The following is a 13868-nucleotide window of genomic DNA, read 5'->3' on the forward strand; positions in this document are numbered from 1 at the left end:
AACAAACAATAAATGTCAAAATTGCGATGTAAGTTTTATTTGATACCTAACGAGAAGGATGGGAATAAAATGGATCAGTTACTATCAACAGACATGGATCTCAGTTCCGCCGAAACAGATCAACGGATCCATGATCTCTCAGGACAAAAGCAAAGTGGTCTTGCCTGGGTCAAGGCGAATGTGAAGGAAATTAATGCCTGGGTTGACCGCGATGGGTTCGCGTTGCTTCGCGGTCTCAACATCGTCAGCACCAATCAGTTCAGCACAATATTGGAAACGATTTTTGGTGAGCCGTTAAGCCAGTATATCTATCGCTCTTCCCCTCGCACAGCACTGCGCAACAACATTTACACCACCACTGAATATCACGCCGATCAGGTGATCCTGCAACACAACGAAAATGCTTATTCAAATTGCTGGCCAATGCGAATGGGCTTTTTCTGTGTTGTACCGGCCAAAACCGGGGGAGACACGCCACTTGCTGATAGCCGTGAAGTTTATAAACAGCTGCCAGAGGCGTTAAGAAATCGCTTTGAAGAGCGCGGCATTATGTATGTGCGCAACTTCGGGGACATAGATTTGCCCTGGCAAGAGGTGTTCCAGACTCAAAGCCGTGACGATGTGGAAGCCTACTGTTGGAAAAATGACATCCAGTGCGAATGGTTTGACGATGGTAGGTTACAAACTCGTCAGTTCAGGCCTGCGGTGATGACGCATCCACAGACAGGTGAAAAGGTTTGGTTTAACCAGGCACACTTGTTTCATTGCTCTGCTGTTGACACCGAAATGCCCGACAGCATTGGTGCTGACTATTTACCGCGTAACGCTTATTACGGCGATGGCGGTGAGATTGCGAAACAAGATATTGATGTCATCAACCAGGTCTATCGCGATCTGACGTTTTCTTACCCCTGGCAGCGTAACGATATTTTGCTGCTGGATAACATGCTGTATACCCACGGCCGTCAGGCCTATACAGGTACTCGTAAGGTACTGGTGGGAATGGCAAAAGCTGCGCGTTAAGACGCGCATAATGGGGTTTGTTAGTGGTGCGGCGGTTGACAAACAGAGTAGTCAAATTTGAGGAATCCAAACAATGAAATGGTTAAACCCTTCAAGGCTGAATATCATGGTGATGTGCCTGATCAGCCTCGCCCTGGCATCGTGTCTGCAAAACAAAAGTACAGCGAAAGATACTACGATCACCGCATCACAAATTGAAATGATAGATACCTCTGTCAGGCAATACTGTGATGCTATGGTGTTTTTCGGGACTATTTACATCACTTCTGTAGACAAAATGGTTTATGAATACCACTGTGGTCCGCAAAACATGCAGTACAACGTGGATAACACGGTTAATTCTAAGTACCGGATTGGCTCAAATACCAAAGCGTTCGCAGCTGCGATCCTGATGCGGATGCTCGAAGGGAAGGACCTTAGGGTTGAAACCGTTGGCGATCATCTGCCCTGGTATCCTAAAAACCAGTGTGCAGACGTGACTTTGCACAACCTGTTGGCCATGTCATCAGGGATCCCGAACTACAGTGACAACGAAGAAGTTTATAACGACTGGGGCTGGCGTCCTTATCTGTACGACGAAACCCTCAATTTGAATGGTCCGGAAGGGTTTGGCAATCGTTTTTGTACTTGTGAAGAGCAAGGCGGACAGCCGTCTTTTAGTCAGGGTAGCAAGTATGAATACAGTAACTGTAACTATTACCTGGTTGGCAACATCATTGAGCAGCTTGCAGCGGGTACTCAGGGTGACATCGACCGCAGTTTCTGGTTCAGCAATATCCTCAAAGAGCAGATACTCGATCCGCTGGACATGAGCGAAAGTGGCTCGTTTAGTGCCATAGGTATCTACTCGGATATGACGACAGGATACATCTACAAAGATAACCAGTATCTGCCACTGGCCAATGGTCGTCCGCCAGCAACTGGGGGTCCTGCGCCGTATGAAGACATTCTGGTGAACCCTTACAGCAATCCGCTCGTGCTTTACTCAGCCGGTGATATGTATTCAACCGTGGAAGATATGCACAAATGGGATCAGGGTTTATATACCAACAAAATACTCAATGAAGCCCAGAAACTGGCTGCATTTGCACCTTATTCCAACACCGGTAGTTCCTCATCATGTGAATACTACGGTTATGGCTGGTTTGTGACCTATATCGACCCAAATCAGTATGGCAAAGTCGCTGATTGTCCGGATGACCCAAGTGAAACAAACCTCAGAAAATATGAAAAATTCTTACAGTATTCAGGCAGCTATCCGTACTCATGGGTGACCAGTTTTAACCGCCTGTTGGAGCGCGACCAGAATGTAATGGTGTTCAGTAATTACGTTAAAACGGGCACTGAATCGGATTGTATTGCGCAGGAAATTCGCAACATCATCTTTTATAGCGATAAACACCGTACCGAAGCGTGTCAGACGGTATTGGATGAAGCGTAAAAGTGAATAGGGCCGCTCTGCACTCAGACACCTGCTGATGCGGGATCTGCTAACCGGCGACACATTCAGGAAGCAATGGGAGCAAAACGATGGTTCCATTGCAAACAAAGATAAAGCAGTGAGTAACGGCGGTTTTGTATCGTATCCATTGCATTTTAAACGAATTTACTTGCTGTGTTTTAGGACATGGAAAGTGAAAAAGGGCAAGTTAGGGTCTAGGCTTTACCTGACTTGGTGGGTTTAACAACTGTTTATGCCAACTGAATTTTTAACGACGTTGGTACAATTCCAATCATAGAGGAAAAAACATGACAGCGACAAAAACAGCGAAGGATGACAAGGCCACAGCGGCTGCTGGCGCTGCTCCACAGCAGGAATCAGCAAATGTTGAGGTTGAGAATCGCGAAGCCGTAGCACGCATTATTGTCGACAAGTACACCAAATGGTCTTTCGGTACGGGTTTGATCCCAGTACCAGCCATCGATTTGGTGGCCTTGACTGGTGTACAAATCAAGATGATCAGTGAGATTGCTCAGGTATATGGCCAATCTTATAGCGACAATAAGATCCGCGGTACGGTAAGTGCGGTGATTGGCGGCTCATTCCCACAGTCTTTGGGCGGTGCAGGACTTAGCAGTTTCTTAAAGTCGGTACCAATCATTGGCACGCTTAGCGCACTCGCATTTATGCCAGTGGTATCAGCTGCATCTACAAATGCAGTAGGTTCTACGTTTATCCGACACTTCGAAAACGGCGGCACTTTGCTAGATCTTAATCTGGCAAGCATTAAGGGAGACATCTCTGAAATTGCTGCTAAGTATCGAAAAGATAAAGGCAACAGCACTCAAGACAACCAAGCTACAGCGTAAGTTGAGAGGCTAAAACACAAATAAACCAACGGCGTGTCTGTTGGTTTATTTGCTCATCGGTTAATTGGAACTGCTTGTCAGTTCAGAGGAGCAAATTATGTTAGTTACTTTGTATCTGGTGCTATGTGTACTTTCTGGTTACTGGGGGCGCAATACCTTTGCCGGTCCAGTTGGGTTTTTCTTTATTGGCCTGGTATTCACGCCACTGGTGAGCTTACTGGTGCTGTTACTTGCCAAAACACGTCTGGCAGAGCCAAGAGAAGCGGAGGAATAACAGAAAATCCGGCATTGCCTAAATTCACTATTTGATTGTGACCAAAAAACAGGCAAGCTTAAAACCAGAGGATGTAGATCCTCAAGATAAGATAACAAGGATTGCAGTTCTGACTGCGTCGTAGCGCTCAGTATTATGACCAGTGGCGGACTTTCAGGCCACTGGTAACACAGTGAAAAGACAATAAAAATGGTATTATACGATTTAATAAGTCGAAACATTAAAATTAAAAAAAGGACCTTTGTATTACTCGGTTGTATCTCTGGCCTTGCCAATGCACTGGTGCTTGCTCTTATCAACAACGTGGCAGAAAACATTTCTGATATCCACAAAGAAAACCATGTGTTTTACTATCTGGTGCTCTTTACCCTGACGGTGTTGATCTACGGGTTAACCCAGCAAAGGTTAATGACTAAAGCCGCTAAAATGGTTGAAAAGTCCATTGATCATATGCGAGTTGAGCTATTCGAATCGGTTCGGCATACCGAACTATCGACGCTTGAAAAAATTGGCAAGGAGCGAATTTTTAATACGCTCAGCAAAGAGCTGCAAACCATTTCTCAGTCTGCTCAGCTCTTTGTGATCATTGGTCAGTCTATAAGCCTGGTGTTTTTCACCTCATTGTATATTGCTTATCACTCGGTGATGGCGTTTGTGGTCCTGAGTGTATTGATCATGTTAGGCGGCAGTATTCACCGCTTACGGGCCAATGAAATTCAGCGCAATATGGCGCAGGCATTTCAGAGCGAAAACCAGCTTATCCAGCGCTTGTCGGACTTGCTCGACGGTTTTAAAGAAGTAAAACTGAGCGCACCGAGAGCAGACGACCTGGAACACGAGTTTTCCCTATCCTCTGGCAAAGCGCGGCGCGCGCAAACGGTGACCAAAACGTTGTTTGCGACCGACTTTGTCCTTTCTCAGATAACCTTTTTCGCTGCAACCGGTGCAATGGTGTTTTTCGTGCCAGTGTTATCAGATGTTTATCCGGAAGTGGTCATCAAGGTGACGACGGCCTCGTTGTTTTTAATCGGTCCGATCACCAGTATTGTGGGTGGTATTCCAGTGTTCACCACGGCGACGGAAGCGGCGCAAAATGTACTGACACTTGAGGCAGACCTTAAACGGGAGCAAGCTGAAAGTACGGTACGGCGTAATACTCAGGTACAATCCATTGATAATTTTGAGGAGTTAAGGCTTGAGGGCGCGTATTATCAACATAATCGTAAGCCTGGCGACAGGCCTTTCTTTGTCGGGCCGGTCGACCTAACGGTTAAAAGAGGACAAATTACCTTTATTACCGGTGGTAACGGCAGCGGTAAAACTACGTTTATTCGTATGTTAACCGGTTTATATGAGCTTCAGGCCGGACAAATCTTCCTGGACGGGCGGGCGGTTCGCGACGCCGATCGAGAGAGCTTCCGCAGTATTTTTACCTCGGTCTTTGCGGATTTCCATTTGTTTAAACAGCTCTATGGGATCAAGACAACGTCACAGGAAGATATCGATGAATGGCTGACCTTTTTAGAAATGAACGCAAAGGTCAGTGTGATTGATGGAGAGTTCAGTACCATAGACCTTTCTTCCGGGCAAAGAAAACGCCTGGCGCTACTCAGCACCATACTGGAAAATCGGCCGATTTATATTTTTGACGAATGGGCCGCCGATCAGGACCCAATATTCAGACGAAAATTCTATGAACAGGTATTGCCCAGACTCAAGGCCCGTGGCAACACGGTGATCGCAATTACACATGACGACGCCTATTTCCATCTGGCGGACGTGCATTTGAAGATGGTAGAAGGACAACTAATGGAACATCATGAAGTAGAAACAGATGGAGTACCGTCATGAATATAATCCTGCCGCCTGATTTGGCGCTCATAGGACTGGCGGCTGCCTGCCTGTTGATACTTATTGCTAACCTGGTAATGCGGGCACTCAGGCGCTACAAGCCAGCATGGCGCAAACGTATATTATCCTGGCGCTTCAGAGCTGGATTAACCCTATTAATCTGTTTGTTCTTAATCGTGGCGCTAGTCCCGTTTATCTTTATCCGGGTTGACTCCGGTGAGGTTGCTGTATTGTGGAAGCGCTTCGGTGGAGGTACGTATCTGAAACAGCATTTTAGCGAAGGTACGGTATTGGTGATGCCCTGGGATAAGCTGATAATTTATAATGGGCGCTTCCAGACTGCACATGAAAGCATAGATGCGATCACCAAAGAGGGACTCAGGATCACACTCAATGTTACGGTCAGATATCGTCCGGTCATTGAGCATGTTCCCTATTTGCACCAGCTGGTTGGCCCAAAGTATTTGGAAGAAATGGTACTGCCAGAGGTTGCGTCTGCGGTGCGAATGATAGTGTCACGATTCAGGGCAGAAGAGGTATATAGTCATCAACGTTTAGAAATTCAAAAACAGCTTCTTAATGAAGTACTTGATGAATTACACATACAGGAAGAAACGATTTTAGAGCAAAGCACACACATGAAAGATGGTCATGCCTTAGTTAACCTGGACGATATGCTCATAAAGCGAGTTGATGTTCCAGATAAAGTGCATGAGGCGATTATTTCTAAGGTGAACCAAAGCTATCTGAACGAGGAATACGCGATGCGGCTGGAAGTAGCAAAGAAAGAAGCGCAGCGTAAGAAGACAGAAGCACAGGGGATTGCCGATTTTCAGGAAACTGTAGCAGGTGGTATTTCGGAAACTTACCTGAGATGGCGTGGTATTGAAGCGACCATTGAGCTGGCAAAATCAAACAATGCCAAAGTGGTTGTGATTGGTAGCGGTAAAGATGGGCTGCCTTTGATCCTGAACACGGAAAGCAGCTTGAATGGCTCAGCAGCTAACCTGGTTCAGGAAGCAGCCAATGTGGTTAAAGCTGAGGAGGCAACAAAACCTGTGCCTGACTACGCAAACAGTGTGATTAAACCAGGTGAGCCTATGAGTATGCATCATATGAGCTCAGCAAAATCTGGGGAACCATTGCATAAGTAATAGTATCGGCCTCATCTTTGCGTCGGCATAGTACGTCAATGGAGCCTGTGTTGAGTACTGGATGATGCAAAGCGGGGCAGAGTTGTAGTCGGTTTGATTACATTAATATACAACCAGCGCTGTATGGTTTATCTGGTCTCTGAAACTGTATTGCATGTAAAGATATCCACTAGCCGATACAAGGATATCTAAATAGTTTTGCAATCACCTTTGGTGTTACATGATCCACCTAAGCTATTCCCCTCACTGTCGCCCCGGCCTTCGAGCCGGGAACTACTTTGCAAACAGTGCGAATGTTGGACTAAAGACAAGCCGTGTAAAAAGTAGCGTGGATGCTGTAGTTCAGTAAATCCTGTGTCGAGCATGGGTTGATAGAGAGGAGTGAAGCGAGCGCATTTGCATATCGTCTGAGCTAACTAAATGGCCGTTCTGGTCTTCGGAGCGGTATTGAATGTTAAATGTGCCTTTACTTAATAAAGGATCAATCAAATAGTCTTGCAATCACCTCTGGTGTTAAATGATTCACCTAAGCTATTTCCCCCTCCGTCATTCCGGCCTCTGAGCCAGGCGCTACCGGCATACTACCCGATATGCCAGATACCCATAGAGATTTCGTTGCCTGTCGCTCTCGTAAAGGGGCTTTACATTTTTTCAGACCTGGTGTGTAGAGCGGCGAGTTAAAGGCAACAGCAACATGGTATGCACAAACGTGTTATGGAGGGTGGCAGAAATGATCAGATGACATGAGAAGAGTACAGTGTCTCTTATACAGGGCACACAGTGTGCCCTGTATGTAACCTGTTTATCTGGGGTTACAGGTATTTACTGGGTAGTAAGAAAAGTATGGGCAACCTTTCTGGACTCTGGTTGGCGGAATAGCCGTTGCACCACCAGCGATCATTGGTGTTTGATCTGAGTTCAGTGCGTTTTTATTGCCTAGGTTTTTTAGGTTCTTTTTACTTAGTTGTAACTTCATGGGGAACTCCTTCTTCTGTTTATAAAATGTTCAGAAGTATTGTTCGCACAAAGTACAGCAAGTGTAAATTGAAAGAATCTAATGTGTTAATTTTGTAAATTTAAAATGAGGCTTCATTCAGCGAGTTGAGTTTCAGCGTGGCACCTCGTAATGTGCTGTTCTCTGTATGATTTTAACGCGCTGTCTTTACAAAGATTGAGCTTAGTACAGAGGTTTTTGCCATATCCATATTTTGTTCTCATTTCTTGGTTAATCTTTCGGAACGGTCTGAGGGAGCATTGTCTGCTTATGAATCGAGCTGTTACTGGCGACAATTACCAGTGCGGAGTTACTCTGCGCAGTAGTGAATATTCCGATAGGGGATATTTCGCATTTCTATGCGCCTGACAGTAATGGCTTGATGGTTTATTTGGCCTTGATTTAAAGGGTAAATAGAATAAATAAGTCTAGTCACTGGCCAGGGTAGCCTGAAAAGGTGGTCAGTATAAAAGACTGTAATTGAGAGTACTTGTATCAAGGCACACAGGATGTGCCTTTTTTATCCTAAAGCGCCCGCATGATTACTAACAAGCACATCTTTTTCCATCGTACTTTGATTATTGGCGTGTTAAATTTCAACAATGCCATCATGTCATGGTTGTTTGACTTCCATCGTTTCCTGCACTCCCTTCTTGGGGAGTTATCAATATCGGGTTTCAGGCGTATATTTCTATGAGCTTAAACGGGCAGCACGAAACACCTTTAAACAACTCAATAACAACATAAGGCTTATATTGGTGTAATTAAGTACTTTTGGCGGCCAAGCACTGGCAATATAGCCATAAAAGAGACTGTTTTGACACAAGCGTAGCGCTGCTGTTTTTAGGTAAGACCAGATATGAATGAAGGGCGCAGAAAAATAAAGTTATCAAACACGGTGTAAAAAGGCACTCTAGTATGCGCGACTGCGTCCTTGGTTGCTAGTGCTGAATACATGGTTGTTATCTTGAGTTGTCCACGCTAGTTAGGGGGCAACGCAATTAGAAATACATTCTGGTATTTACAGCCAGAATCGTGAGGGCAGTGAGTTTTGAACAGTTTGAAGCACACTTGCACGGAACTTCGGGTTTTCGCGGGAGTCGAAAGCTTACACAAGCAAAGCGATGAAGTGAGTGATTATGGTAGTCTGATGTCTGGCTAAATCGGGTGCTGGTGATCGCTATCCAGCGAGCTTGCAGATAATCAGCCTGGGGTTTTATCACAGGGCTTAGTATTAAGAATCCAACTAAGTAAATTGAGTGTCAATAAGTAGGCCAACCACAGGGGTATACACTGGGTTGGCCTCTTTTTTTATGGGATGAGTAAACTCTGTTTTGCTTTGAGTACTGCCTCTGTTCTGTTCGCTGCACCTAGCTGATTAAGGATCTGGCTTACCAGCTCTTTAACTCTGTCTTTGGACACTTGCATCAGCTCAGATATTTCCGGGTTAGTCATTCCTTTGGCCATATACAGCAAACACTCGCTGCTTTTTGGCGTTAACGAGGGTCGCATAAATAAGTAGTCCGGACACTCTTTGATAATTCTGGGGATCAGAGTGAGTGTGATGTCACTTAAAATCGTACTATGTTGATGATAAATTGATTTAATTTCATCGTATGATTGGCTGGAAAAGAAATTTACCAACACAATGGCACCGCCATAATGAACCGGTATAGCTATACCGCCATTGATTTTTTCCTGAGCGAACAGGCTGCCTAAGGTTTTTGGTGCAAGCGTTATGTTGTTGTAGTCATGAGTACTCCAAAAACGCGGCGCCAGTGTTTGCTGGCAGTAGTGGATCAGGTCATCAGAAAAACAATGCCCATCCGTAAAGTAAGCGCGAAGGAACTGTTCGGAACAGGTAGAAAGATACCTGTAAACTGGCTCGGTGCCATTCACACCAACAATGAGAAACTGATCCATGCCAAGTGGTTCCGAAAATCGACTTAAAGCGGTGGTGATGGCTGTCTCCGGATACAATGCAAAGGCATCCGAGTGACTGATTTTTTTACCTGAGTAGTCCATATAAACTCCTGTGTGCTTTTTTGTTTATTCGCAGGTTCCGTTTTTGCGCTCTGCACCTTTAAGTTAGTGAATTTTAGAACTATCAGTTATGAGAAAAGCGACACCGAGTAATGTAAAAGCGACATATATAATTGTTAGTATATAAATCAATGGTTTATCTGTTTTTCAAGGTTGGCTTGGAAGAGTTTTGGGTGTTTGATTATTGTGCAAATTTAAAAACTCACTCTTTTTTGATTAATTCTGTTGGCAAATTTTTAACAAACTAGTTGACTGTACCTACTAAAGGTTATAGAAAGTAATTACGCATTTTACAGTAAGGACGTAAGGGCAATAATGCTAAAATGGACCTTGGCAGTTATCTTATTCTTTATCATTCAGTGCCCAGTACAGGCACGTGAGGTAGCCCAGCTCAGGCTGCACCTTCAATCCATCGACAAACTTGATATGGTCACCATTATTACTTCTGTTTCACAAGACAGTCAGGGTTATTTGTGGATCAGTGGCACTTCAGGTGTATTGAGGTTTGATGGGTATCAGTCCATATTCTACTCCCATCCGTTAGCAAGAAAAGTGGTCGAAGACGCTCAGGGGCGCAGGTGGTTGCTGACAGGCCATGGTTTGTTTTTACATAATGACCAGCAGGACAGGTTCATGCCTTATCTGGACACTTTGCGCCAACAGACTCCAAAAGACGCACGTCTGTTTAAGGACAGCTTTCTTTCTGTTCGCTCCAGGGATAATGATGCCTTCAGGCCAGCTGCTTTATATCAGGACAGCAGGGATAAGTTTTGGCTTGTGGGCGATGATGGCCAGTTAGTCCACTTTTCTCCTGATGAAGACGCCTATCAGCTATATGACCTCCATAGTTCAGGGGTCGAACATAATCTTCGCTTTAGTGTTACCCTATATAAAGATGCTCCTTTGTTTATCTCTAAACTTGGCGAAGTATTCAGATTTGATAAATCCTCCGGCACTTTTATTAAGTTGTGGCAAAACAGTGTACTTGCCGATACCCGGATCGTCACGACCGGACCTGATAACAGTTTATATGCCGTGTCTGAACAAGGTTTTTTCAGACTCGAACAGCCTGACTCCAGACAGCCTTCACTGATCCATTTAAGCGATATTGACCATCATGCAGTTACTTTTGTGTACTCAGGTCTCCACTCTACATATGTAGGAACTGAAAATGAACTCATAGCATTAGACTCCAGTGACAGAATCAGCCGGGTCAGCCGGTACCACACAAATGCCCGTTCGCAGCAAATATTCCTGATATATAGCGTGTTTGATGAGCAGGGAACGGTCTGGCTCGCAACCAGTCACTCCATATTTGAAGTGGAACTGATACAGCCCGAATTTACAACAGAAAAAGCGGATCAAATCTCCTTAGTGCACAAGATGCCAAGGATTGATGGCTTACAAGTCGATGAAAATGATAACTTGTGGTTTATAAGCCAGAATCGGGTTTTCATGCAGCATCATGGTTTTGCTGAGGCCGAGCCTATATATCTGGATCCCGCTCAGCCAGAACTTGAGTTTTACACCGTTTATGCCGGGCGAGATGGGACATTGTGGTTTGGTGCATTATCCGCCTTATACCGGCTTGAAAAGGGGGCGTCCTCTGCAACCAAGGTTCGTGTACCAGCCGAAAATGCAGGTAACGAACTGATGATTAGGGACATAGAGCAGTCGGATAACGGTCATTTATGGTTACTGACCTTTCAAGGAGTCGTAGAATTTTCGCCACAAACTGGTCGCTGGGTGTCTTTTTTGCCCGGGCATTTTAAAAACCTGAAAAAAGGCAGTAATGATGCGGTAATAGCTTGTGGTTTTGAGACATATATTTTGGGTCAGGGGGCACCTGCCAAGGTGCAATTCCAGATATCGAAAAGTAATAAGAAACTTGTTGTATTTGATGCTGATATCGACCCTGAAGGGAATTTGTGGGCGGCAACTTCTTATGGTTTATTACTGCATGACTTAAAAACAGAGCAATCACAGCTGCTTGATGTAAATGGTGTATATCCGAACGTAGCATTTAGCTTTGTATATCGAGATAGTACAAGGCATATCTGGGTGTCTGATATGACTAATCTATATAGACTCTCGCTTGATACTAAGGAGGTAGTATTTTCAACTCCAGTTAAGCGATTGAACATAGGTGCAAAAACCTATGACAGTGCCGCTGAATCAAGCACCGGAGTTTTATATCTGGGAGGAATAAGTGGGATCGTTGCCTTATCAAATATACAGGCTGTGGATCCCTATGGCGTGCACATAAGCACCGTATATGTACAAGGTGAGCGCTATGCGGTGTACCAGGATGCTTTGCATTCACAAAATATTATTCTGCCGGGCAGAGAGTTTAACAGTGAGCAAAGGAACTTTAAATTCGAGTTCGTGAATATCAAACGGGATCGGGACGTTGATGTCTATTATCAATATCGCCTTCTAGGGTTTGATACGAATTGGACGGAGGCAGAGCAAACGCAACGCAGCGCTACCTATACTAACCTGCCGCCGGGTATATACAAGTTTGTGATTAGAAGCAGGGCGATTTCGAGTGACTGGACTGAATCGCGCTTTGAATTTGAAATCGCAACGCCCTGGTATTTAACTGGCTGGGCTTTCACACTCTATGTTTTTGGCTTTGTGTTGTTGACCTGTCTTCTCCTGTTTGCCAGAACATACCAACTGAGGCGACGTAACCTGCACCTGGAAGAGCTGGTACTGTCTCGCACCAAAGAGATAGATCAAAAGCGTGCACAAATAGCCAGTTTGATGGAAAGTAAAAATGTGTTTTTTGGCAATGTATCCCACGAGTTGCGAACGCCTCTGGCCGTGATCATGCTGCCAATTAAAAGTATGTTGAGGCAGTCAAGTAGTGACGGCAATAGCAAATGGCATGCTGCCTATTCACAGGCCCTTAGGTTGGAAAAACTCATCGACAATCTGATCCGCTATGCTAAAAAAGACGATGTCTCCCCGTTTGAAAATCATCACTTTACTGCCAAAGAGGTGCTGCTAAAGCAGACTCATGCATTTGAGTTGCTCGCCAACGAAAAACAGATCCATTATAAGGTTACACATACCCTGGATGCACAGGAAGTGTTGCTGAACGAAGCAGATTTTGAACAGATAGTGACAAACTTACTCTCTAACGCTGTGAAATATACGCCTGAAGAAGGTGAGATTTTTATAGAAGCGCATCAGCTTGGCGGTTTCCTGAAACTTGTGTTTACTAACTCCGGGCCTGGTATTTGTAAATCCTTACAGGCTGATGTGTTTAAACGATATGTGCGGGGAGAGCACAGTGAAATAAACGGGCAGGGGATTGGTTTGTCTGTGGTTCACAAGCTTATTAGTGACTGTGGAGGCGATATAGTGCTGAGCAGTGAGCCGGGGAAAGGGTGTCAGTTTACCCTCATGCTCCCTCTTTACAGTGAAGTGTTAGTGCACGATCCTGACAGCAGAATACAAACAGAAACAAAGACTGAGTTTCAGTTGACTGACAAAGCTGAGTCTAATGCCCATGTATTGATTGTGGAAGACAACCCACAGCTAAGAATGATGCTACAGGAGTCTTTGTCTGTGTGGTTTGATTGCACAGTTGCCTGTGATGGAGAGCAAGGCCTGTTGCAAGCAAAATCTGAGTTACCCGACCTCATTATCAGTGATGTGATGATGCCCCAAAAGTCAGGACTGGAGATGTTGCAAGAGATTAAGCAGGATGAGACAACGAGCCATATTCCTGTGATATTACTGACAGCAAAAGAGGATGACGATAGCCGGATCTTAGGGTTTGAAGCAGAAGCAGATGATTACATAGGTAAACCCTGTGATCTTGATGTGTTGAGGCATAGAGTAGAAAACTTGATTAAAGGGCGTAAGAAGCTGGCGCGGCTATTTGCTGAACAGATCCTACGCAGCCCGCCTAAGGCTGATGTGCTCGGTGATACAAAACGACTTCCCTTTATTGATAAAATCCAGCAAGTGATTGCACAAAATTATCAGGACCCCACTTTTGATACTGAGAGCATGGCCAGCCATGTGTTTTTGAGTGTACGACAGCTGCAACGTAAAACCCGTAATCTGACAGGTTTATCGCCAAATGCGCTGCTCAGACAATATCGTTTAGAGCAAGCACGTGCCCAGTTGGTGGCACTGTACAAACTGAGTAATCACGCCGATGTGAACTGATCCCTGGCGCTGGCTTCACTGAGCTATAGTCGAG

General features: G+C 44.9%; 9 protein-coding genes. 7 read left to right on the forward strand and 2 right to left on the reverse strand.

Translation table 11 applies throughout. The features are described 5' to 3' along the window. The first annotated feature begins 69 nt into the window (after nucleotides 1-69). From AT705_RS21025 to AT705_RS21045, 6 genes are all read left to right on the forward strand, one after another. A complete protein-coding gene (locus AT705_RS21025) occupies nucleotides 70-1023 on the forward strand; it encodes a TauD/TfdA family dioxygenase (protein ID WP_058798322.1) in 954 nt (317 codons plus the stop codon). Nucleotides 1024-1096: 73 nt separating this feature from the next. Next, nucleotides 1097-2464 carry a serine hydrolase domain-containing protein gene (locus AT705_RS21030; protein ID WP_058798323.1) on the forward strand — a complete coding sequence of 456 codons (1368 nt, stop codon included), beginning with the start codon at nucleotides 1097-1099 and terminating at the stop codon, nucleotides 2462-2464. Nucleotides 2465-2772: 308 nt separating this feature from the next. Further along, on the forward strand, nucleotides 2773-3333 hold the full coding sequence (locus AT705_RS21035; protein ID WP_058798324.1) for a YcjF family protein: 561 nt from the start codon (nucleotides 2773-2775) through the stop codon (nucleotides 3331-3333). Nucleotides 3334-3430: 97 nt separating this feature from the next. After that, on the forward strand, nucleotides 3431-3607 hold the full coding sequence (locus AT705_RS25530; RefSeq protein ID WP_164487838.1) for a hypothetical protein: 177 nt from the start codon (nucleotides 3431-3433) through the stop codon (nucleotides 3605-3607). A gap of 189 nt (nucleotides 3608-3796) precedes the next feature. Next, complete coding sequence (locus tag AT705_RS21040) at nucleotides 3797-5458, forward strand: cyclic peptide export ABC transporter (protein WP_058798325.1); 1662 nt, start codon at nucleotides 3797-3799, stop codon at nucleotides 5456-5458. Beyond that, nucleotides 5455-6612 (forward strand): prohibitin family protein, encoded by a 1158-nt coding sequence (locus AT705_RS21045; RefSeq protein ID WP_058798326.1) that lies wholly within the window; start codon nucleotides 5455-5457, stop codon nucleotides 6610-6612. The genes AT705_RS21040 and AT705_RS21045 overlap by 4 nt, the downstream gene beginning before the upstream one ends. Nucleotides 6613-7414: 802 nt before the next feature. On the opposite strand, the gene AT705_RS25405 is transcribed toward AT705_RS21045, so the two are convergent. Then, on the reverse strand, nucleotides 7415-7588 hold the full coding sequence (locus AT705_RS25405; protein WP_155946409.1) for a hypothetical protein: 174 nt from the start codon (nucleotides 7586-7588) through the stop codon (nucleotides 7415-7417). 1329 nt (nucleotides 7589-8917) lie between these two features. Next, nucleotides 8918-9631 (reverse strand): helix-turn-helix transcriptional regulator, encoded by a 714-nt coding sequence (locus AT705_RS21050; protein WP_058798327.1) that lies wholly within the window; start codon nucleotides 9629-9631, stop codon nucleotides 8918-8920. A gap of 333 nt (nucleotides 9632-9964) precedes the next feature. On the opposite strand from AT705_RS21050, the gene AT705_RS21055 reads away from it, so the two are divergent. Next, complete coding sequence (locus AT705_RS21055; RefSeq protein ID WP_058798328.1) at nucleotides 9965-13834, forward strand: hybrid sensor histidine kinase/response regulator; 3870 nt, start codon at nucleotides 9965-9967, stop codon at nucleotides 13832-13834. Nucleotides 13835-13868: the final 34 nt, after the last annotated feature.

The organism is Pseudoalteromonas rubra (assembly GCF_001482385.1).
Taxonomy (GTDB): Bacteria; Pseudomonadota; Gammaproteobacteria; order Enterobacterales; family Alteromonadaceae; genus Pseudoalteromonas; species Pseudoalteromonas ardens.

What these genes read in the sequence shown, in the direction of transcription:
- AT705_RS21025 (WP_058798322.1), top strand. Translation starts at nt 70, where the DNA reads ATGGATCAGTTACTATCAACAGACATGGATCTCAGTTCCGCCGAAACA.
- AT705_RS21030 (WP_058798323.1), top strand. Translation starts at nt 1,097, where the DNA reads ATGAAATGGTTAAACCCTTCAAGGCTGAATATCATGGTGATGTGCCTG.
- AT705_RS21035 (WP_058798324.1), top strand. Translation starts at nt 2,773, where the DNA reads ATGACAGCGACAAAAACAGCGAAGGATGACAAGGCCACAGCGGCTGCT.
- AT705_RS25530 (WP_164487838.1), top strand. Translation starts at nt 3,431, where the DNA reads ATGTTAGTTACTTTGTATCTGGTGCTATGTGTACTTTCTGGTTACTGG.
- AT705_RS21040 (WP_058798325.1), top strand. Translation starts at nt 3,797, where the DNA reads ATGGTATTATACGATTTAATAAGTCGAAACATTAAAATTAAAAAAAGG.
- AT705_RS21045 (WP_058798326.1), top strand. Translation starts at nt 5,455, where the DNA reads ATGAATATAATCCTGCCGCCTGATTTGGCGCTCATAGGACTGGCGGCT.
- AT705_RS25405 (WP_155946409.1), bottom strand. Translation starts at nt 7,588, where the DNA reads ATGAAGTTACAACTAAGTAAAAAGAACCTAAAAAACCTAGGCAATAAA.
- AT705_RS21050 (WP_058798327.1), bottom strand. Translation starts at nt 9,631, where the DNA reads ATGGACTACTCAGGTAAAAAAATCAGTCACTCGGATGCCTTTGCATTG.
- AT705_RS21055 (WP_058798328.1), top strand. Translation starts at nt 9,965, where the DNA reads ATGCTAAAATGGACCTTGGCAGTTATCTTATTCTTTATCATTCAGTGC.